Below are 20,105 nucleotides of genomic sequence, written 5' to 3'. Positions count from 1 at the left end.
GGACTTGAACAATAGCCGGATGCAAGGCCGCAAGACACTGCGAAAGGCTGATCGTTGCACAGATGTGCTCCTCACCGTCCGGTTGCTATGTCGCCTGTTGGCCGGCGGCTGCCGGCGTTCGATCATGCAACGTGACACGCAACTCAGGGATATTCTTCCAGTATTCCGAAATTTCGCATGAGGATGCCGTTGAGGACGCGGCGGCCATTCGCTCGTGGCAGGCCGCGCGGCCTGTTTGGCAGCATCAGCGCGATGGCAGTTCATTCGTCGCCGGGGAGTTCGTGATGCATGATTTCTGCCCCTTCGGTCAGGCGCCGGAGCCACGACTCGGCAGTCAGACTCAATGAGGCGCTGACCGACGGCGATTGGCCGCTATGCACCCGAAGGTGGACGCATTGTGCTCACGTTGAACTCTTCACCTTTTGACACGAAGCGGTGTGCCCCTCACCGGAGGTTGACCTTCGTAGGACTCCGTTCGCGCCAATAGCAGACTCTCTCAGGTGGTTCTGCTACGGAGCCAGATACGACGGCCTGTGATTGACTGTTGCGACATCGAGGCCCGCGGCCGTGGCGAAGGATCTTGTGATGACGTCGAGCTCATGTTGCGAGATCACGTCTTCGATGCGGGCAAACCCGCTCGGCGCTCGTTCCTCTACAAGCTGCATCGCGGCTTCAGGTCCGAGATTCCGATTTCGCAGGATAATGTCGTTCATTGCGGGCCGACGCTCCGCGTCGTAGCGTTCCAGCGCGGCAACGGGATCATCAGTCTCAGCCAGAGCGCGGGTAAGGGTGCGGGCGTCCAGGATCGCTTGCGAACCGGCCTGGCTACCGATCGGCTGCATGGGATGTGCCGCATCGCCGAGGAGAGTGACGCAGCCGAATGACCACGCCGGAACCGGGTCGCGATCGACGAGTGGAAACTCGTAGATGTCCTGCGATCGTTCGATCAGTGTCGGCAGGTCGAGCCAGGGAAATCGCCAGCGCTCAAATGCCGAAAGCACCTTTTCCTTCCCGACGCGTCGATTCCAGTGTTCTGGGATTGGCGCCCGATCGGGCACCGTCATCTGACAAATCCAGTTGGTGAGCAACTTGCCTCCTGCAGTCTTGCCGATCGGATAGACGACAATTCGCTGATCGAAATGCCCGGCGATGACCATCGTCTGCCCATCGAGGAACGGTTGGGCCTCGATCGCCGCACGCCACAGGATCTGGTGAGCGAAGCGTGGCACTCCTTCGTCAGGATAAACCTGGCGCCGCGCGGCGGAATGAATGCCGTCGGCGCCGACGAGGATGTCGGCCTCTTCAAACAGGTCTGAACCGGAGTCCTCATCGCTGAAGCGAGCCCGCACGCGCCCACCGCGCTGCTCGAAGCCTCTAAGCCTCATTCCCGTGCGGACATTTCCGTCGCCGATCCGCTCTCGCACCGCGCGAAGCAGCATAAGTTGGAGTTCTCCGCGATGGATGGAAATTTGCGGCCAGCGATATCCTGCTGCCAATCCCCTCGGCTCATCATGGATCAATTGCCCAAACTTGTTGCAGAGTTTCAATCGCTGCGTGGCGATTCCGGTCTCTGCAAGAGCATCGCCGAGTCCAAGCTCGGTCAACTCGCGTACCGCCGTGGGCTGCAGGTTGATGCCGACGCCGAGCGGGAGAGGATCGCGCACCGCTTCGTAGACGCGGACGCGTATTCCCACCTGATGCAGGCTGAGCGCAAGGCTCAGCCCGCCAATGCCGCCTCCGGTGACGATGACATGCACATCCCTCATTTCGCGGCAGCCACGCTAGGATCCCTGACATTGCGGAAGGTCTCGAACTCGACATTTCGCAGTTCGCCATCCACCCTCTCGACCCTGCGGATGTAGATGTTGTGGACGACCTCGCCGCTGTTCTTGTCGATCGACATCGGTCCACGCGGGCTATCCCAGGCCATGCCCTTCATTGCGCCGACGAGGGTCCTGCCGTCGGTCGAGCCGGCGGTCTTTTTCAAGGCTTCATAGATCAGGTGCATGCCGTCATAGCCTGACACGGCCATGAAATTCGCGCGCGCCTTGGTCTCCTTCTGGTAGGCCTCTGTAAACGCCTTGTTCAGGGCGGACGCGTGCGCACTCGAGTAGAAATGCGCCGTCACAGCTCCAAGCATGACGTCGCCCATGTTCGGCAGGGCTTCGTCGTCAGTGAGATCGCCGGGCCCGATCAGCGCAATACCGGACTTGTCGAGGCCACGTTCGACGAACTGTCTGGCGAACACCGCGGCCTGCGAGGACGGCACGAACACGAACAGTGCCTGCGGAGCAGCCTCCTTGACCCGTTGTAGAAACGGCGCAAAGTCTGGACTGCGGACCGGTACGCGGATCGCCTCGGCGACCTGGCCCCCGGCCGCCTTGTAGTTGTTGGTGAAGGTTTCTTCTGCCTCAAGCCCAGGCGCGAATTCGGTGACCAGCGTCACCGCCTTGCCGAGCCCCTTCTTCACGGCCCAGTCCGCGAGGATGGCCGAGGATTGCGCCAGCGTGCAGCTCGTCCGCACGAAGAACGGCGACTTCTCGATCACGGCCGTTGTGCTTGAAATCATGATCACAGTCGGCTTCTGCGCCTTGGTGACAAACGATGCGCTGGGCATAAGGTCGGCCGTCAGGCTGCCGCCGATCACGTCGACCTGATCGTTGACGACGAGTTCCTGGATCAGGCGCTGGCCGGTTTCGCCGGACGAGGCGTCGTCCCGGACGATCAGTTCGATCCGCTTGCCGGCCACGATGTCGCCGTGCTGCTTGATATAAAGGCGAGCGCCCGCAAGCACTTGTTGCCCTGCCCCTGCCAACGCGCCGGTCATTGGCATGACCATCCCGATCTTGACGGTGCCTTGCGCGCCGGCGCTGCCGGCTATGGCGATCGAGGCTGCGAGAACGGCAGCCGAAAGGATTGAATTCCTTGGCATAGCTGGCCTCCTCCGTCGGAGTCGGCGCACCTCCCGACCGGAATTGGATCGCCGACTGCGGGTTGAAATACTGGCTCTCCCCGCTGTAGTTTAAAAGTTGGATTTTGAGACATCCCTATAGCCTCTGGACTAAGGGGGCAGAGATGGACTGGTCGGACCGCATCGGCCGCCGCATCAAGCTGCGCGACCTTCACGTGATGCTCGCCGTAGCAGAATCGGGCAGCATGGCGAAGGCATCGCAGAAGCTCGCGATCTCCCATCCCGTCGTGTCGAAGACAATTTCCGATCTCGAGCAAACGCTTGGGGTAAAGCTGTTCGATCGCACTTCGCGAGGGGTGGAAGTGACCAATTGCGGGGCAGCCCTGCTCAAATGCGGCGTCAGCGTCTTCGACGAGATGCGGCAGGGGCTGAAGCAGATTGAGTTTCTCACCGACCCGACGTCGGGCGAACTGGCGGTTGGTTGCTCCGAAATCATGAACGCCGGCATCATGCCGGCGATCTGTGAACGCCTGCTGCAGCAGCATCCGGGCGTGCAGTTGCAGGTGATCCACGCCGACGTCGCGCTGTTGCAGTTCAATCCGTTACGTGAGCGCAAGGTCGAACTCATGGTCGGGCGACTGCCGGATCCTTTTGTCGAGGATGACTTGGCGGTCGAGCCATTGCTGCAGGAGCCGTTTGTCGCGGTCGCCGGCGTGAACAGCCCGTGGGCGCGCCGGCGTCGCGTCGAGCTTGCCGATTTGATGGAGGAGTCCTGGGTGCTTCCGCCGCTCGACAGCACGCCTGGCAGAATCATCTCAGGAATATTCGTCGCCAGCGGATTGAAATCGCCGCGGCCAGAGATTGCCACGTTGTCCATTCAACTAACCACTACACTGATCGCGACCGGAAAATTCGTTGGCGTTCTGCCAAACTCCGTTGCTCAATTCAGTTCCCGACGCGTGGGATTGAAAATCCTGCCTGCAAAACTTCCGACTACGCTTGATGCGATCGCCATTCTCACCGTGAAAAACCGCACCCCGGGTCCGTTGGCGAAATTGTTCATTGAACAAGCGAGATCTGTGGCAAAATCGTTGTCGACGTGATCTGCTCTCAGGAATACTATTCTAATATTCCGAAATTACGCACGAAGATGCCGTTGACGCGGCGGTCGTTCGCTCGTGGCAGGCCGTTCTCCTGTCATGTGCATTTGGGGCGGCGGGACTTTGGGCCGTCCCAGGCTACTTTGTTTACCGGGAATGCGGGCAGCGTCCCGGAGAGTGCCGCCAGGATCTGATCCGCAGCAGAACGCGCGAGCTGCAGCGATGCCTCGACCGTTGTGCCGGCGATGTGAGGCGACAGCGTTGCCTTCGGATTTCGTAGCAGCGGATGTTCCGCCGGCAATGGCTCCGGGAAATAGGCGTCGATAGCCGCCGCAAAGAGTTGACCATTTACCAGAGCATCATTCAGCGCATCGAAATCGAGCACCTGCCCTCGCCCCGTATTGACGACGATGGCGCCCTTCGGCAAAGCGGCCAGCTCCTTCGCTCCGATTAGGCCGCGCGTTTCCGGCGTTAGCTCGGGCACCAACACAAGGAATTGGCATTCCGGAAGCATTGCATGAAGGTCTTTCACAATTTCCGCATCAACCAGGCGAACAACTCTCGGGTTGACGTATGGATCGTATGCAAGGACGCGGCAATTGAACCCATATTTCAGCTTCCGAGCAATTTCCGAGCCGATGTAACCGAGCCCAACGATGCCTACCGTTTTTCCCTCCAGTTCGCTGATCTGAAGACCAGAGCGATTACTCCAAGCCGAGCCGTCCCGCACACCTCGATCGCCCCACACGAGTTGTTTGGCCGAAGCCAACATCATCATGATCGTATGCTCGGAGACCGGCACTCGGCCGAACCCCTGATGATTGACAACGAGAATACCGCGTTCCGTAGCAGCCGGAATATCGATGTTGTCGGTGCCGAACCCCGATGTCGATACCACCGCCAGTTCAGTGCCGGAGTCCAATATTTCGGCGGTCACGCGCTCAGGCGTCCGGACCCACAAAGCGCGCGCCCCGTGGAGGACTTGCTTGATCTCGTCAACGTTCGTGCTGTCGACGATGACGACATCTAGCCCTGCCTCGGCCAGCATCTGGTGGCCCTCGGGGTGGTACATCGACCGCCAGAGCACGACTTTTCCCTCAGCCATACTAGCCCCCTTCTGCTCGGTAGACACCGGACCATAGCCTAAGCCCCCAGCACGCTAAAGCGAACTGGCGATTTGCCCCGCAGCCCGGATGTCAGCTCGTGGCCCTTCGCACATATTGCGTCGCCACAAGGCCTCGGTCGCGCTCATCAAACCCGGCCCGACCTATCAAAAGGGGGCATCGTGTACGGCGCGCCGCGTCGAAGGAGACGGTTGGCGCGCAGAAGATCCATGAACGTGATGGCGATGCCGCCGGGCGCGTGCACAACCATTTGATTTTCAGCCTGCCGGACGACGGTTCTAAAGAACGTCGTATCTGATCATCCAATAACAACCGCCGCCCGGAGACCTATGAGAATTACCGAAATCGAAGTCCAGATCCTGACCGCGCCGAATGAGGGGCCGGCCTACTGGGTCAGCAATTTTACGGTTCCGCGGGCGAACGAATTGCTGGTTCGCATCCGGACCGCGAGCGGCATCGAAGGCTTCGGTCTCGCCACCAGCTTCAGTTCGGTGGAGCCGATCGTTCAGGCGTTCAAATCGGGCATCGGCGAACTCATCGTCGGCGAGGACGCGGCATCGCCTGAACGGCTCTACGAGAGGCTTTTCAGTTTGACGTCGCAACGCGTCGCGCACGAAAAGGGTTGGGGCCGCGAGACCCTCATTCGGATTCTTTCCGCCGTCGATATCGCGTGTTGGGATGCGATCGGCAAAGCGGCCCGGCTGCCGCTTTACAAGTTGTTCGGCGGATACCGCGATACGGTGCCGTGTTACGTCACATGCGCCTACTACCGCGACGGCAAGACGATTTCCGAAATCAGGGACGAAGCGCTCGCGCTGAAGTCGAAGGGCCATCGCGCCTTCAAGGCCAAGTTCGGCGGCCTGCCCTTGAAGGACGACATGAAGCGCATGGAGGCCCTGCGCGAGGTCATTGGCGATCTCGATTTGATGATCGACATCAACCGCGCGTGGTCCCTCAAGGAAGCGATCGATGGCGCGCGGGCGCTGGAGCCCTTGAATATCTGCTGGCTCGAAGAGCCGGTGCGATGGGCTGACGATCACAGGCAGCTTCGGCTTCTGGCGCGAGAGACGAAAATTCCGTTGTCGGCGGGAGAGAGTGAGTTATCCGTTTTCCGCTGCCGCGACCTGATCGAGGATCATTCGATCCAGATCATGCAGGCCGACAGCACGATGTCGGGCGGATATACGGCCCTGAAGAAATTGAGCGCGCTGTGCGAGCTCTATCACGTGGATTTCGCACCTCACCACGACTGCTACCTGCATGCGCCGCTGGTGGCATCCTCGCCGGCCGGCCTCATACTCGAATCGTTCGACGCGGATCGCGACCCGCTCCAGGCCGAGCTGTTCGAAAATCCGCCGGAAATGACGGACGGCATGCTCAGGCTGAACGAGGCGCCCGGTATCGGGGTCACGTTGTCGGAGAAGGCACTTCGGAAGTACGGTCGCAGGATCATCTAGGCGGTCTCGGGTATCCGGGACGTCGCATACCGGAGGAAGACCCTCGGTCGCGAACCGGTCATAGCGAGTTGATGGATGGCCGAGTTGTTGCTGAGGGCGACGCTGTGACCCGAACCGGACATCACGAACATCGACTCGTTTGCGCGTTGTCTTCGCGGCTTTACGCGATACCTACGACGAAAAGACTTTCACGCTCCGCCGTTTTGCTACGATCCAATGTCGGTGCCTGGTCACGATACAATTCGACCGCGACCTCACGGAAGCCAGCCTTTACAAACAACTCGCGCAGTTGAGCGTCGGCATAGAGACGGAAACCATGCTGCGTAAAGCTGTTCTGGGCCATTTGCTCGGGAGTCCCCGCGACGAGGAGGAGATTGCCACCGGGCCGTAGGACGCGGCGGATTTCAGCAAGAGCGCGGACCGGTTCTGGCCAGAAGTAAATGGTGTTGACCGTCAGTGCGTGATCGAACGCGTCGTCGGCAAACGGTATTGCCTCAACCGACGCATGGATGAACTCGACGCTACCGGCTGCAATCAGGTTTTTGTTGAATGCCTTTTGCTTCGGCGACCATCGCTTCAGAGTAGTCGATGCCGGTATAGATTATTCCCGACGCGAGCCCCGTCAAGCGAGGGACCACCTTTGCGTTGCCAAAGCCGACTTCGAAGATTCGCTCGCCCGATCGGACACCGAGGTGCTTGAATGCCAGCTCATAAATCGACCAGTTTCGTTCGGCCATGCTGTCAGCCAGAGCGCGACCGATCTCGCCCTCTGGCTTACCGAGATGCTGCGCCATCGTGGCCGGGTCGAGCTTGGACAGATCAACCATGAGATTGCGTCTCCGATCCCTAGCGACTTGGCGCGACCATATCATAGTCGGTTAAAAGAGGGACCTTGGGTCGCATATTCAGCGCGGATTAATGTCCGAGTCTGGCCCCTAACGGAAGTCGATGGGCCCAACCTGGCCGTCCACCGTTGGCAGCTATCGGAGCCATTCGCCGGATCGGATGCCTCGCGGGTCAATACCTCGGTGCGAGGCGACGTAGTCGATCTCGCCGCGCGTGGTGCCGATGTCCATCAGCTCCGTGTCGCTTAAGTTGGACAAGGCGGCGCGCATTTTTTGGCGTTCGCGGCGCTCTTGAAAGGCATCCCAACATTTCAAGATGAAGCTGGAGACATGCCGGGTCGATACGGATGTCCGTTCCAGCCACGTTGTGCTGTGCGTCGAGCTCATTGCGAAGTCTCCCTGGGACGGTGTTTCTTCCACCGCTTTAGCGCTCCCTGGTGCCACCATGGTGTCAGGAGCCGTCACAGCCGGCAGGAGGATGCCGCGAGAGCGGCGGGTGTGCCTGACCGGCAGGCTACATTTTCCTCACCGGCAGCCTATTCTTGCGATTTCCAGCCGGGCTAAAGTGCTACCGGTTATCGGGGCCCCTCATCCAAGAGGATTCGCGTCTTGCGCTATCTCTTCGAGGAGTACGTATTCGACACCGACCGGCGCGAGTTACGTCGCGGGGCGGACGTCGTCTCCGTCGCACCACAGGTGTTCGATCTGCTCGATTACCTGATCCGCAACAGAGAGCGCGTCGTCAGTAAGGACGACCTCATCAATGCGGTTTGGAATGGGCGCAGCGTTTCGGATGCAGCACTGACGACCCGGCTGAACGTCGCGCGAAGCGCGATCGGCGATTCCGGGGAGGAACAGCGCCTGATCAAGACGCTGCCGCGCAAGGGATTCCGTTTCGTCGGACAGGTGCGCGAGGCGCGAGAAGCTGCCGGCCCAAATCCCGGCGATGCGCCCGCGAGCGCTCCGGCGCTTCCCGACAAGCCGTCAATAGCCGTGCTGCCGTTTGAGAACATGAGCGGCGACCCCGAACAGGAATATTTTGCCGACGGGATGGTCGAAGAGATCACCACGGCGCTGTCGCGGTTCAAATGGCTGTTCGTGATCGCGCGTAATTCGAGCTTCACGTTCAAGGGCAAAGTCGTCGATGTCAAGGAGGTCGGACGCAGGCTCGGTGTGCGCTATGTCCTTGAGGGGTCAGTGCGCAAGGCGTCTGGGAAAGTTCGCATCGCAGGGCAGTTGATCGACGCGGTAACAGGCGCGCACATCTGGGCGGACAGGTTCGAGCGCGACCTGACGGACGTCTTCGCGCTGCAGGACGAAGTCACGGTCGCCGTTGTCTCGGCCATTCAGCCAAAATTGCTTCAAACAGAAATTGCAATGGCCACGCGGCGGCGACCGGAGAACCTCAGCGCGTATGATTTTTCTCTCCGCGCGAGGCAGCAGTTTTACCTAACGACCCGCGAACGGATGGCGGAGGCGATAAGGCTTGCTCACCGCGCCTTGGAGCTTGACCCTCGGTTCGGCTTTGTCGCTGCGCTGGCAGGCAACTGTCACATGCTCAACGTCGTTTTGGGCTACGCGATGGATCCTCAATTCGAGCGCAAGGAAGCTATTCGGCTTTGTCGCTTGGCATTGAGTATCGACGATGGTGATCCGGACACATTGGCGACGGCTGCCATAACCTCGGCGTTCATGGTCGGCGATAGTGAAAGTGAGATTGAAATGGCTGACCGGGCGGTCGCGCTGAACCCAAATTCATTCGGCGCTTGGAACAGCAGAGGCCAAGTCTACAGAATTGCGGGGCTACCGGAGGAAGCGGTCCGGAGCTTTGAACGTGCGATGCGCGTGAGCCCGGTCGACCCATTGCTACCAAACTCGCTCGTTGGGATGGGGTTTGCCTTTATTGAGCTTGGTCGCTTTGACGAGGCCGTCGTCTTAGGCAAGAAGGCCCAACGTCAGAACCACTCCTATGCAGGCGCTTACCGCTGTCTCGCGGCCGCTTTCGCCCATCTCGGACGTGACGCTGAGGCGCGCGAGGCGACGGTGCGTGTGCTCGAGGTCGATCCCGCCTTTACAATATCTTCGTGGATTGTCCGGGGTGGGCAATCAAACGCGAAGCTGTTGATTGAGGGTCTCCGGAAAGCGGGCTTGCCCGAATGAACCCACGCGCAGGTTTGCTCCGATGCGGTGATCATAAAGCGGCCAGCTTAGTTTGGCCGAATTCCATTTGCTGTGCTGCATGAGTCTGCATCATCCAAGGGGATTCGTATCTTGCGCTATCTCTTCGAGGAGTACGTATTCGACACCGACCGGCGCGAGTTACGTCGCGGGGCGGACGTCGTCTCCGTCGCACCACAGGTGTTCGATCTGCTCGATTACCTGATCCGCAACAGAGAGCGCGTCGTCAGTAAGGACGACCTCATCAATGCGGTTTGGAATGGGCGCAGCGTTTCGGATGCAGCACTGACGACCCGGCTGAACGTCGCGCGAAGCGCGATCGGCGATTCCGGGGAGGAACAGCGCCTGATCAAGACGCTGCCGCGCAAGGGATTCCGTTTCGTCGGACAGGTGCGCGAGGCGCGAGAAGCTGCCGGCCCAAATCCCGGCGATGCGCCCGCGAGCGCTCCGGCGCTTCCCGACAAGCCGTCAATAGCCGTGCTGCCGTTTGAGAACATGAGCGGCGACCCCGAACAGGAATATTTTGCCGACGGGATGGTCGAAGAGATCACCACGGCGCTGTCGCGGTTCAAATGGCTGTTCGTGATCGCGCGTAATTCGAGCTTCACGTTCAAGGGCAAAGTCGTCGATGTCAAGGAGGTCGGACGCAGGCTCGGTGTGCGCTATGTCCTTGAGGGGTCAGTGCGCAAGGCGTCGGGGAAAGTTCGCATCGCAGGGCAGTTGATCGACGCGGTAACAGGCGCGCACATCTGGGCGGACAGGTTCGAGCGCGACCTGACAGACGTCTTCGCGCTGCAGGACGAAGTCACGGTCGCCGTTGTCTCGGCCATTCAGCCAAAATTGCTTCAAACAGAAATTGCAATGGCCACGCGGCGGCGACCGGAGAACCTCAGCGCGTATGATTTTTCTCTCCGCGCGAGGCAGCAGTTTTACCTAACGACCCGCGAACGGATGGCGGAGGCAATAAGGCTTGCTCACCGCGCCTTGGAGCTTGACCCTCGGTTCGGCTTTGTCGCTGCGCTGGCAGGCAACTGTCACATGCTCAACGTCGTTTTGGGCTACGCGATGGATCCTCAATTCGAGCGCAAGGAAGCTATTCGGCTTTGTCGCTTGGCATTGAGTATCGACGATGGTGATCCGGACACATTGGCGACGGCTGCCATAACCTCGGCGTTCATGGTCGGCGATAGTGAAAGTGAGATTGAAATGGCTGACCGGGCGGTCGCGCTGAACCCAAATTCATTCGGCGCTTGGAACAGCAGAGGCCAAGTCTACAGAATTGCGGGGCTACCGGAGGAAGCGGTCCGGAGCTTTGAGCGCGCCATGCGCATGAGCCCGGTAGACCCGCGGCTGCACCTGATGTTTGCGGCGATGGGGACGGCGTTGATCGAGCTTGGTCGCTTTGACGAGGCCATCGCCGCAGGGAATAAAGCCCTTCGTCAGGACCCGTCCTACTCACCAGCTCACCGCTGTCTCGCGTCCGCTTTCGCTCATCTCGGGCGAGATGCTGAGGCGTGTGAGGCGGCGGCGCGTCTGCTTGAGGTCGATCCCGCCTTTACAATATCGACGTGGATCGCCCGGGGCGGACAATCAAACTCGCAGCTTTTGATTGAGGGCCTTCGAAAAGCAGGGTTGCCCGAATGAACCCACGCGCGCCCGCGCCGACGCGATGTTCGCCTAGAGGCGATTCCGTTTTGGCTCGATCCTGCCCGCCTCGCGCTCGATGCTGGCGGCCACCAGCGGCGCCTCGTCGGCGGTGACGGGCGGGGAAAACACGAAGCCCTGCACCAGATCGCAATCGAGCCCGCCGAGCACGTCCACCTCGGCCGGCAATTCGGCACCCTCCGCCACCACGGTCATGCCGAGCCCGTGCGACAGGGCGATGATGCCGCCGAGCAGCTTGCGCTTCTCCGGCGCGGTGGAAATGCCATCCACGAAGGCGCGGTCGACCTTCAGCCAGTCGAACGGCAGCCGCGTCAGATAGCCGAGCGAGGAATAGCCCGAGCCGAAATCGTCCAGCGCCAGCCGGACGCCGAGACCGGAGAGCGCGGTGAGCGTGCGGCTGATCCGCTGCTCGGTATGATCCACAAACAGGCTTTCGGTCAGCTCCAGGCAGAGCAGCCGCGCCGGAAAGCCGGTCTCCGCCAGCACGGCCGAGACCGCCGCATCGAAATCCACGTTCCAGATCTGCGCCGGCGAGACGTTGACCGAGACGGAGCGCGGCGGCAGCCCGGCATCGAGCCAGGCGCGGCCCTGCCGGCAGGCCTCGCGCAGCACCCACAGGCCGAGATCGACGATGAGCCCGGAGCTTTCGGCGATCGGGATGAATTCCGCCGGCGAGATTGGCCCGCGCTCGGGATGGGTCCAGCGCAGCAGCGCCTCGAAGCCGGCGACGCGGCCGGTCCTCAAATCCAGTTGCGGCTGGTAATGGGCCTCGAGCGCGCCGGTCTCGACGGCATGGCGCAGATGCCGGCCGAGATCGAGCCTCTGATCGACGGCCTGCGCATAGACCGGCTCGAACAGTTGCGCGCGGCCGCGTCCGGCCTCCTTGGCCATGTAGAGCGCGAGGTCCGCGTTGCGCACGGCGGCCTCGGCCGTCGCGCCGTGCTCCGGCAGGCGGGCGATGCCGATGGTGGCGCCAATGAAGGCCTCGCCCTCGGCGAGATCGACGGGGACGGACAGCTTGCCGATGAGCCGTTCGGCGAGTCCGGTCAGCGCGGCATCGGACGTGCCGCATCCCTCCGCCAGCACGGCGAATTCGTCGCCGCCGAGCCGGGCGATGAAGGCGCGCGGCCCCAGCTCCTGCCGCAGCGCAGCCGCCACCTGGATCAGCAATTTGTCGCCGGCGGCATGGCCAAGGGAATCATTGACCTCCTTGAAGCGATCGAGGTCGATGAGCAGCAGCGCGGCGCCGCGGTCGTCCCGGGCGCAGCCCTCGATCGATGCGGCGAGCTGGCGCGTGAACAGTGCGCGGTTGGCGAGGCCGGTCAGGGGATCGCTGTAGGCGAGCTGCTCGAGCTGGCGCTCGGCCTCCTTGCGCTCGGTGACGTCCTGCACGGTGCCGATGATGCCGATGACCTCGTCGTGGGCGACCTCCGCCTTGCAGATGACAGCCAGATCGCGGGCCGTGCCGTCCGCGTGCAGGATGCGCAGGTCCGTGGCCTCGGTCCGGCGGCTGCGGAGCACCCTGCGCTGCACGTCCTTGAAGCGCTCGGCGTCGCCGTCCAGGAAATGGGGCCTCATGCTCTGATCGGTCGGCTCGAACCCGTCGGGGTCGAAGCCGAGAAGCTGGTAGAGCTCCGGCGCCCAGATCGTGCGCCCGGTGTCCAGGCGGTAGCTCCAGGTGCCGATCTTGCCGAGCCGGTGCGCTTCCTCAAGCGCCCGCGTGCGCTGGTCGAGCAATGCCTTGGCCGCCCGGAGCTGGGTGATGTCGCTGGACGTGCCGCGATAACCGAGAAAGCTGCCATCGTCGGCAAAGATCGGCTTGCCGCTGGTGCAGATACTGACGCGCGACCCGTCCTGGCCGATCAGCGTATAGGTGAAGTCGCGAAAAGGGCGATAGGCCTCCATGTCGGCCCGGTGCCGCGCCATGGCCTCGGCGTCCTCGGGCGCATAGGCCAGCTCCCAGCGCGCCTTGCCGCCGGAGGCCACCGTCTGGAAGGCTGCATTGCCCGCAAGCGACTTGGGATAGGGCAGCAGCCGATGGGCGGCGTCGCTCTCCCAGCACCAGTCCGAGGCGGTCGAGACAAAATCCGCCAGCCGCTGCTCGCTCTCCGTCAGGCGCCGCAGCGCGGACGTCTCCTCGGTGACGTCGCGGACAATGCCGGATACGCGTCGGACCTGACCGCGCGCGTCGAATTCCGGCTCGCCATGCACCACGCAGTCGAGCAGGCTGCCATCGGAGCTGCGCAGCCGCGTCCGCACCGCGTAGGGCTGCCCCTCCGCCCAGCAGGCCGCGTAGTGCGTCTCCAGAATCTTCCGGCTTTCGGGCAGATAGCGCGCGCGCACTGTCGCGATCGGGACGTAGCCGTCGACCGTCTCGAATTCGTAGAAGGCAGCGAGCTCGGGCGATATCCAGAGATCGGTCGCGGCGGCGCTCTGCGACTCCCAATAGCCCATGCGGGCCAGCCTGATGGCGCAACGCAGCGACCGCTCCTCATGCCAGCGGCGACGCGCTTCCCGGGTCGGGGCCTGCCCTTGCGACAATTTGCGAGCGGCCATCGGTCCCCAACTACAACGCTAGCGTACGCAACTATTACGCTAGCATAGAGCGCCACAACCTTGGAGCGACGGCGGGCACAAACCGGGGTTGTTCCGCTTCTTTGGTGTAGTTTCCGTGAATTCTGCAACCGGCAGCACATGTCCGGAAGCGCCCCAATCTGAAGGGTCTTCACCACACTCGGATACTGGTCGCTCAAAAGCCGCACCACGAACCAGCGGGCAATCCGCGATGCATCGTTCCAATCACGCAAAGCCGTCGCGCCAACTCATGCGCCAAAGCGGGATACGGCCAGACCTGAATCCATCCCGCTCCGGCGCTGCGTCACGCGACTGCTTAGCGGATCCGCACCAGCTCGATATCGAGATCGCCGGCGACGGCGGGCTCGATCTGGCAACGCGAGATTCCGATATCGCGCAGGGTCCGGTCGTCGAGCTGGCGCAGCGTCTTGATCGCCTCGCGGCGCACCCAATAGGTCGCGAGTGTATCGCCCCACACTCGGAGCAATCGGAGCAATCCGATCAGCGTGCTGGAGCGCGCGGGCGATGCGGCGGTTGAGGATATCGTCGTCATTGTCATCTCCTTCGCGGCCCAAACGGCAAAGCTATGCCATTGACGCAAATGCCGTTTCAGCACCTGCGCCGTCGTGACCTCGGACTGCTTGCGCACTCCTCGGTGCAATCATGGGCTTGTTCCCTCTTAAATGATCCGGTACATTGCTCGGAGCAAGTAAAACATTGCTCTCGGTGCAATAATGTCGAGATTCGAATATCTGAAGCTGGCGGATGCGGTGGCCGCCGAGATCGCCAGCGGTGCGCTGAAGGCGGGCGACCGCCTGCCTCCGCAACGCCATTTCGCCTATGACCGCAACATCGCGGTCTCGACCGCGAGCCGGGTCTACACCGAGCTGTTGCGGCGCGGGCTGGTGGTCGGTGAAGTCGGCCGCGGCACCTTCGTGTCTGGCGAGGCGCGCGGCGGCAACGCCGCCCCACCCGAGCCGCGCGGCGCCCGCATCGATCTCGAATTCAACTATCCGCTGCTGCCGCATCAGGCGACGATGATCGCCAAGAGCCTCGAGGGGCTGGAGCGGCCCGAGGTGCTCGAGGGCGCGCTGCGCCCGGCGACCAGTTTCGGCACGCGGGCGGCCCGCACGATCTCCGCGGAATTCCTGGCGCGCAAGAGCTGGGCGCCGAATCCCGACCAGATCGTATTCACCGCCAACGGCCGGCAATGCATCGCCTCGGCGCTCGCCGCGGTCGTGCCGCCCGGCGGACGCTGCGGCGTCGAGGCACTGACCTATCCGTTCGTGAAGGGCATTGCCGCGCGGCTCGGCATCACGCTGGTGCCGCTCGCGATGGACGAGCATGGCGTACGCCCCGACGCGGTGCAGAAGGCGCACCGCGAGGCGCATCTGTCCGCGCTCTACGTCCAGCCCACGATCCAGAATCCGCTCAGCATTACGATGCCGGCCGAGCGCCGCGCCGAGTTGTTGCGCGTGGTGGAGAAGCTCGGCCTCGTCGTCATCGAGGATGGCGTCTATGGATTCCTCGACGACGAGGTGCCGCTGGCCGTGCTCGCGCCGGACAGCTGCATCGTGCTCGACAGCCTGTCGAAGAAGGTCGCGCCGGGCCTCGCGCTCGGCTTCATCGTCCCGCCGCCGCGGCTGCGCGAAAGCATCATGGCCGCGGTGCGCTCGGGTGGCTGGACGGCGTCGGGCTACGCCTTCGCCGCGGGGCAACGGCTGATGGCCGACGGCACCGCCGCCGAATTGTCACGGCTGAAGCGGATCGACGCCGGCCGCCGCCAGCAGATCGCGGCCAAGCATCTGGCCAATTTCGAGATCCAGACCAACCCGAAATCCTATCATCTGTGGCTGACCTTGCCGCCGCACTGGCGCTCGCAGACGCTGGTCGCGGCCGCGGCACGCCGCGACATCGCGCTGACGCCCTCGACGACCTTCGCCGCCACCCCGGGACACGCGCCCAATGCGGTGCGGCTCGCGCTTGCCGCGCCGCCGATGGAGCAGCTCGACATCGGCCTGCGGACCCTGGCGGGCATGCTGAGCGCGACCGAAGAGGATTTTGACTCGACGGAGTAATATCGCACGCTCACTCCGAAGCGGCAGTCCGGAACTGGAGCATCAAAAGCCACAGGCCGCATAGGTCTTTCTCACGAGACGAAAATGCGCGCCGTCGGCGACGAAGTCCACATCGAGGCATTGGTTGCCTCTACGATATTCCCCGATCACGCCGCACTGCAGATATTCGAGGTTGATCCGCCAGCGTTTTTCTTGCGGTGAGTAGGTCGCAAAGTCGTGCTGCGCGACCGGCGTTCCCTTGCAAATTCCGGCAACATACTGCCGCACGTCGGGCGGCAGATTGTCGACGTGATTACGATCAAGCGGATCATGCTTGTTGCCTACGCTGCCCTTGGAAAGCGCCGGCGGGATGCTCAGGAGCACGAGGCATAGAGCCAAAAATGGAGCCCGGATTGTCATCTGACACTCCAGCCAAAAGCAATTCAGTCGCCAATGTTACAGCGTGTTGCTTACAGCCCGCTTACAGTCCGGTCGCCGGAGCTGCCAACTCACTGACTGCGATCGGCCTGCGGCAAAAGCGCATCGGGCAATCGATCGAAGCCATAGCGCCGCGGCCGGTTACGGGTGACGAAGCCGCCGACCTGCCAGGTGAACAGCGCGGCAAAGCCGACCAGGAACAGCGCGCCCATCCAGTTCGCAGCCAGCAGCGCCATCACCAGCAATCCCGCCATTGCCACCGCAAGACACGCCAGCAGCGCCAGCGCGGCGGTGTACGTCTTCGGCCCGAGGCCTCCGACCAGCCTCGCCGTGCTGCCGGCCGCCTGCATGCGGCGATGCAGCTCGACGATGAAGTCGCGGTAGAGATGCCCCTGCGGCGCGACCAGCGTCGCGGTCTGCCAGGTGGTCGACAGGATCGCGATCCGGCCGCCCTTGGCGTTGTCGATGTCGGCGCGAAACCGCTGCTGCTGCATCGAAACCGGCCGATAGGACAGTTTCACGGCGGAGATGTCGGCGTAATCCCATACGCCCGACCTGCCGGCGATCCGCCACGACAACCCGTCCCCGGTCAGCTCGAACTGGTGCGCCGAGCCGACCAATGAGGCTTTGTAGGCATAGCGCAGCGGCGAGCCCTCGCCCGCCTCCGACCGGTCCTGCAACGCTGTTGGCAATCCGCCGTTCCGCCTGTTCGAACACATCCACACGCTTGCATGCGATGTCACGCCTATCCTACAAGCGAGCCATGCCCGAGACGACCTATTTTCCGCGTTACCTCATCCTCGGCGGCGCGATGATATCCGGCGTGCTGCTGGCGCTCGCCGTGCACATGCTCGGCGCGCGCTACGGGCTCGATCTCGGCGGCCTGTGGCGCTCCGATAGCCACGAGTTCATGCCGGCGGGCGCGGCGATCGCGTGGTGGCTGATCGCGAGCGTCGGATTTTCGGGCGGCTATTTCACGGCCAACCTGATGCACAGCGCGGTGGCCGGCCAGATCCCGCAGCGGATGCGGCAGTTTCTGATCGTCGTGGGCGTGCTGATGCTGGCCGGCGCCGGCCAGGCCGCATCGGCGCCAAGCACGGTGTCGACCATATCCGCCGTGCTCGCCGGCCTCGCCGCGCTGTGCCTCGGCGCGGTGATGGCGTTCTGCGGCGCTTATTTTGCCCTGCGCAAGAGCTGAGCGCCCCAACCTTCTCCCAGATCAGGCGACCGATCGTTCCGGCGCCCGGCGCAACATCTTGGCGACGTCGGCCGCCGGCCGCGGCGGGCTGAACAGATAGCCCTGCGCCTGGGTGCAGCCTTCCTGACGCAGCAGATCGAACTGGGTGTCGGTCTCGACCCCTTCTGCGGTGGTGACGATGCCGAGGCTCTTGCCGAGGCCGGTGACCGCGCGCACGATCGCCATCGAGTCCTCGCGGGTCGCAAGGTCGGTCACGAAGGAACGGTCGATCTTGATCTTGTCGAACGGGAAGCTGCGCAGATAGCTCAGCGAGGAATAGCCGGTGCCGAAATCGTCGAGCGAGATGCGGACACCGAAGCCACGCAGCTCATGCAGCACCGCGAGCGTCGTCTCGCTGTTCTGCAGCAGCACCGATTCGGTGATCTCGAGCTCGAGCCGATCCGCCGACAGACCCGACGCATCCAGCGCCGCCTTCACCGACGACACCAGGTTCGGGTTCTTGAACTGCACCGGAGACAGGTTGACGGCGACCGCGATGTCCTCGGGCCAGCCCGCGGCATCGGCGCACGCCTTGCGCAGCACGATCTCGCCAAGCGGAACGATCAGTCCGGTTTCCTCGGCGACGGGAATGAAATTGTTCGGTGCGATCAAGCCGCGCTGCGCGTGATTCCAGCGTGCCAGCGCCTCGAAGGCGACGACCCGGTCGCCCTCGACATCACGGATCGGCTGGTAATAGACCGTGAACTCGTCGCGCTCGAGCGCGAGCCGCAGGTCACGCTCCAGCAGGCGGCGCGCCTGCGCCCGCGCATCCATCCCCGCCTCGAAGAACCGGTAGGTGCCGCGGCCGTCGGCCTTGGCGCGGTATAGCGCAAGGTCGGCCTTTTGCAGCAGCTCGTCGGGGTCCTTGCCGTCCTCGGGCGCCAGCGAGATGCCGATGCTGACGCCGATCACGAGCTGGTGGCCCTCGATCTCATAAGGGGCCGCGATCCGCTCCACCACGCAACTCGCCAGCGACGACACCACGGACGGCTCGCAATTGCTGCAGAACTGCACGATGGCGAATTCGTCGCCGCCGAGCCGCGCCACGGTGTCGTGCTCGGTGACGCACTCGCCGAGCCGCCGCGCGACCTCACGCAGCAGCGCATCGCCGATCGGATGTCCGAGCGTGTCGTTGATCTCCTTGAAATGATCGAGATCGAGGCAGAGCACCGCGAGCTGGTCGGAGCGCTTGGCCAGCCTTGACGCCTTCTCGAGCTGCTCGCGGAACAGCGTCCGGTTCGGCAGATTGGTCAGCGCGTCATGCCGCGCCATGTGGGAAATCTGTTCCTGCGCCTGCTGCCATTCGGTGATGTCTTCGAAGGTCGCGACCCAGCCGCCGCCCTTCATCGGCTGATCGACGACGCGAATCGCGCGCTGGTTGCGGCTGACGATCCGCGTCGCGCTGTGGCCGGCCTTTGCCTCGGCGACGAGCGCATTGCAGAACTCCTCGGGATCGCCGTCCCACTCCCCGATGGAATGCAGGTCCTGCAGGACGTCGATCAGCAGGCGTCCTTGCAGCGGCACGCGGCTGCGCCCCATCATCTCGCTGTAGCGCTCGTTGAACAGCATGATGCGGCCATCCGCATCGAACATGCACAGCCCCTGCGACATGTTCTCGAGCGCGGTATCGAGCACCACCTTCTGCTTGTGCAGCTCGGTCTTGGCGCGACGATCGAGGATCGAGGCGATCAGCGACAGGCCGAGGATCGCGAAGGCCGCCACGGCGGTCATGAACGAGAGCACGCGCGGCGAGACCGAGAGTCCGTCGGGCACGATCGTCGGATCCGGGACCACCGTCACCGCACCCATGCCGGTGAAATGATGCGAGACGATCGCAAGCGTCAGAAGACCCGTCGCAGCCGCAGTGATGCCAAGGCGCTCGCCGCGCGCGGCCACGACCAGCGCAAGCGCGCCAAACAGGCTTCCGAATGCGATCGATGCGATGACGATGCCGGGCGACCAGACGATGCGCGCGGGCAGCTCCAGCCCGAGCATGCCGGTGTAGTGCATCGCCGCGACACCGACGCCGACGATTGCGCCGCCGGCCGCGACCGTGTGCCAGCGTTGGTTGAGCGTTGCGACCGCCAGGCCAACCGCCAGGATCGCAACCGCGAGCACCAGCGACAGCAGCGTGATCGGAATGTTGTACCCGGCCTCGATGCCGGGATCGTACGCCAGCATGGCGACGAAATGGGTGGCCCAGATGCCGCATCCGCCGACCGCCGCATCAAGTCCGATCCAGATCTCGCGGGCGCGGCCCTCTGCAGCGCGAGCCCGGTGAAACAGGCTGATCGCGACGGCACTGGCGAGCAGGCAGATCACCCCGCCAAGGACGACCAACCGCCAGTCATGTTCCAGGGTGAGACAGGTCAGAACGCGATACATATAGGCCCCCGTTATGGGCCTATAAAAACAAGTGCATTCGTGTACGAACGGTAACCGCACCGCAGCAAGGCTGTGCCATGGTGAAAAAGCCTTGAATGCACGCGACATGATCACGGAAAACCGCAATCCGCCGG

Annotated in this window: 18 protein-coding genes and 1 pseudogene; 7 read left to right on the top strand and 12 right to left on the bottom strand. The window is 63.0% G+C overall.

Annotated features, from left to right (window positions below; translation table 11 throughout):
- Positions 1-131 precede the first annotated feature (131 nt).
- The gene (locus XH92_RS17045) at positions 132-347 is read left to right on the top strand and encodes a hypothetical protein (RefSeq protein WP_194460231.1); all 216 of its coding nucleotides are present in this window, start codon (positions 132-134) and stop codon (positions 345-347) included.
- Positions 348-509: 162 nt separating this feature from the next.
- Here XH92_RS17045 and XH92_RS17040 read toward each other — a convergent pair whose 3' ends face one another.
- A complete protein-coding gene (locus XH92_RS17040) occupies positions 510-1,757 on the bottom strand; it encodes a flavin-dependent oxidoreductase (protein ID WP_194460230.1) in 1,248 nt (415 codons plus the stop codon).
- A gap of 5 nt (positions 1,758-1,762) precedes the next feature.
- On the bottom strand, positions 1,763-2,932 hold the full coding sequence (locus XH92_RS17035) for an ABC transporter substrate-binding protein (protein WP_194460229.1): 1,170 nt from the start codon (positions 2,930-2,932) through the stop codon (positions 1,763-1,765).
- 143 nt (positions 2,933-3,075) lie between these two features.
- Between XH92_RS17035 and XH92_RS17030 the strand changes: the two genes are divergently transcribed.
- Positions 3,076-4,014, top strand: coding sequence for a LysR family transcriptional regulator (locus tag XH92_RS17030; RefSeq protein WP_194460228.1), 939 nt, complete (start codon positions 3,076-3,078; stop codon positions 4,012-4,014).
- A 94-nt stretch (positions 4,015-4,108) separates the two neighbouring features.
- Here the strand turns inward: XH92_RS17030 and XH92_RS17025 are convergent, their stop codons facing one another.
- Positions 4,109-5,116 carry a D-isomer specific 2-hydroxyacid dehydrogenase family protein gene (locus tag XH92_RS17025; RefSeq protein ID WP_194460227.1) on the bottom strand — a complete coding sequence of 336 codons (1,008 nt, stop codon included), beginning with the start codon at positions 5,114-5,116 and terminating at the stop codon, positions 4,109-4,111.
- Between the two features lie 348 nt (positions 5,117-5,464).
- Here XH92_RS17025 and XH92_RS17020 point away from each other — a divergent pair, with 348 nt between their 5' ends.
- Positions 5,465-6,592, top strand: coding sequence for a mandelate racemase/muconate lactonizing enzyme family protein (locus XH92_RS17020; protein ID WP_194460226.1), 1,128 nt, complete (start codon positions 5,465-5,467; stop codon positions 6,590-6,592).
- A 160-nt stretch (positions 6,593-6,752) separates the two neighbouring features.
- Here XH92_RS17020 and XH92_RS43055 read toward each other — a convergent pair whose 3' ends face one another.
- The 4 genes and pseudogenes from XH92_RS43055 to XH92_RS17005 form a co-directional block, all read right to left on the bottom strand.
- Positions 6,753-6,935 carry a hypothetical protein gene (locus XH92_RS43055; protein WP_246788464.1) on the bottom strand — a complete coding sequence of 61 codons (183 nt, stop codon included), beginning with the start codon at positions 6,933-6,935 and terminating at the stop codon, positions 6,753-6,755.
- A 45-nt stretch (positions 6,936-6,980) separates the two neighbouring features.
- A pseudogene (locus XH92_RS43880) lies at positions 6,981-7,103 on the bottom strand (methyltransferase domain-containing protein); the annotation flags it as partial.
- 10 nt (positions 7,104-7,113) lie between these two features.
- A complete protein-coding gene (locus XH92_RS17010) occupies positions 7,114-7,419 on the bottom strand; it encodes a class I SAM-dependent methyltransferase (RefSeq protein WP_194460225.1) in 306 nt (101 codons plus the stop codon).
- A 153-nt stretch (positions 7,420-7,572) separates the two neighbouring features.
- Positions 7,573-7,824, bottom strand: coding sequence for a DUF1127 domain-containing protein (locus XH92_RS17005; protein WP_194460224.1), 252 nt, complete (start codon positions 7,822-7,824; stop codon positions 7,573-7,575).
- A 222-nt stretch (positions 7,825-8,046) separates the two neighbouring features.
- On the opposite strand from XH92_RS17005, the gene XH92_RS17000 reads away from it, so the two are divergent.
- Positions 8,047-9,597 carry a winged helix-turn-helix domain-containing tetratricopeptide repeat protein gene (locus XH92_RS17000; RefSeq protein WP_194460223.1) on the top strand — a complete coding sequence of 517 codons (1,551 nt, stop codon included), beginning with the start codon at positions 8,047-8,049 and terminating at the stop codon, positions 9,595-9,597.
- 111 nt (positions 9,598-9,708) lie between these two features.
- Positions 9,709-11,259: a winged helix-turn-helix domain-containing tetratricopeptide repeat protein gene (locus XH92_RS16995; protein ID WP_194460222.1), complete on the top strand. Its 1,551-nt coding sequence runs from the start codon at positions 9,709-9,711 to the stop codon at positions 11,257-11,259.
- A gap of 33 nt (positions 11,260-11,292) precedes the next feature.
- On the opposite strand, the gene XH92_RS16990 is transcribed toward XH92_RS16995, so the two are convergent.
- Positions 11,293-13,836: an EAL domain-containing protein gene (locus XH92_RS16990; RefSeq protein WP_194460221.1), complete on the bottom strand. Its 2,544-nt coding sequence runs from the start codon at positions 13,834-13,836 to the stop codon at positions 11,293-11,295.
- Positions 13,837-14,170: 334 nt separating this feature from the next.
- Positions 14,171-14,407, bottom strand: coding sequence for a DUF1127 domain-containing protein (locus tag XH92_RS16985; protein WP_194460220.1), 237 nt, complete (start codon positions 14,405-14,407; stop codon positions 14,171-14,173).
- Positions 14,408-14,588: 181 nt separating this feature from the next.
- On the opposite strand from XH92_RS16985, the gene XH92_RS16980 reads away from it, so the two are divergent.
- Complete coding sequence (locus XH92_RS16980) at positions 14,589-15,932, top strand: PLP-dependent aminotransferase family protein (protein ID WP_194460219.1); 1,344 nt, start codon at positions 14,589-14,591, stop codon at positions 15,930-15,932.
- A 42-nt stretch (positions 15,933-15,974) separates the two neighbouring features.
- Here the strand turns inward: XH92_RS16980 and XH92_RS16975 are convergent, their stop codons facing one another.
- Both XH92_RS16975 and XH92_RS16970 read right to left on the bottom strand, forming a co-directional pair.
- The gene (locus XH92_RS16975) at positions 15,975-16,331 is read right to left on the bottom strand and encodes a hypothetical protein (protein ID WP_194460218.1); all 357 of its coding nucleotides are present in this window, start codon (positions 16,329-16,331) and stop codon (positions 15,975-15,977) included.
- Between the two features lie 89 nt (positions 16,332-16,420).
- Positions 16,421-17,068: a hypothetical protein gene (locus XH92_RS16970; RefSeq protein ID WP_371818044.1), complete on the bottom strand. Its 648-nt coding sequence runs from the start codon at positions 17,066-17,068 to the stop codon at positions 16,421-16,423.
- A gap of 44 nt (positions 17,069-17,112) precedes the next feature.
- On the opposite strand from XH92_RS16970, the gene XH92_RS16965 reads away from it, so the two are divergent.
- Positions 17,113-17,547, top strand: a complete 435-nt coding sequence (locus XH92_RS16965) for a hypothetical protein (RefSeq protein WP_194460217.1) — start codon at positions 17,113-17,115, stop codon at positions 17,545-17,547.
- A 21-nt stretch (positions 17,548-17,568) separates the two neighbouring features.
- Here the strand turns inward: XH92_RS16965 and XH92_RS16960 are convergent, their stop codons facing one another.
- Complete coding sequence (locus XH92_RS16960; RefSeq protein ID WP_194460216.1) at positions 17,569-19,971, bottom strand: EAL domain-containing protein; 2,403 nt, start codon at positions 19,969-19,971, stop codon at positions 17,569-17,571.
- Positions 19,972-20,105: the final 134 nt, after the last annotated feature.

The sequence above is a fragment of the Bradyrhizobium sp. CCBAU 53421 genome (assembly GCF_015291625.1).
GTDB lineage: Bacteria > Pseudomonadota > Alphaproteobacteria > Rhizobiales > Xanthobacteraceae > Bradyrhizobium.
Note: the sequence above shows the minus strand (reverse complement) of the source record. Positions and strands in the feature narration are given on the sequence as shown.

Coding starts and splice junctions, on each gene's coding strand:
- XH92_RS16965 (WP_194460217.1), top strand. CDS start 17,113: ATGCCCGAGACGACCTATTTTCCGCGTTACCTCATCCTCGGCGGCGCG.
- XH92_RS16990 (WP_194460221.1), bottom strand. CDS start 13,836: ATGGCCGCTCGCAAATTGTCGCAAGGGCAGGCCCCGACCCGGGAAGCG.
- XH92_RS43055 (WP_246788464.1), bottom strand. CDS start 6,935: ATGGCCCAGAACAGCTTTACGCAGCATGGTTTCCGTCTCTATGCCGAC.
- XH92_RS17005 (WP_194460224.1), bottom strand. CDS start 7,824: ATGAGCTCGACGCACAGCACAACGTGGCTGGAACGGACATCCGTATCG.
- XH92_RS16970 (WP_371818044.1), bottom strand. CDS start 17,068: ATGTGTTCGAACAGGCGGAACGGCGGATTGCCAACAGCGTTGCAGGAC.
- XH92_RS17020 (WP_194460226.1), top strand. CDS start 5,465: ATGAGAATTACCGAAATCGAAGTCCAGATCCTGACCGCGCCGAATGAG.
- XH92_RS16960 (WP_194460216.1), bottom strand. CDS start 19,971: ATGTATCGCGTTCTGACCTGTCTCACCCTGGAACATGACTGGCGGTTG.
- XH92_RS16975 (WP_194460218.1), bottom strand. CDS start 16,331: ATGACAATCCGGGCTCCATTTTTGGCTCTATGCCTCGTGCTCCTGAGC.
- XH92_RS16980 (WP_194460219.1), top strand. CDS start 14,589: ATGTCGAGATTCGAATATCTGAAGCTGGCGGATGCGGTGGCCGCCGAG.
- XH92_RS17025 (WP_194460227.1), bottom strand. CDS start 5,116: ATGGCTGAGGGAAAAGTCGTGCTCTGGCGGTCGATGTACCACCCCGAG.
- XH92_RS17030 (WP_194460228.1), top strand. CDS start 3,076: ATGGACTGGTCGGACCGCATCGGCCGCCGCATCAAGCTGCGCGACCTT.
- XH92_RS17010 (WP_194460225.1), bottom strand. CDS start 7,419: ATGGTTGATCTGTCCAAGCTCGACCCGGCCACGATGGCGCAGCATCTC.
- XH92_RS17035 (WP_194460229.1), bottom strand. CDS start 2,932: ATGCCAAGGAATTCAATCCTTTCGGCTGCCGTTCTCGCAGCCTCGATC.
- XH92_RS16985 (WP_194460220.1), bottom strand. CDS start 14,407: ATGACGACGATATCCTCAACCGCCGCATCGCCCGCGCGCTCCAGCACG.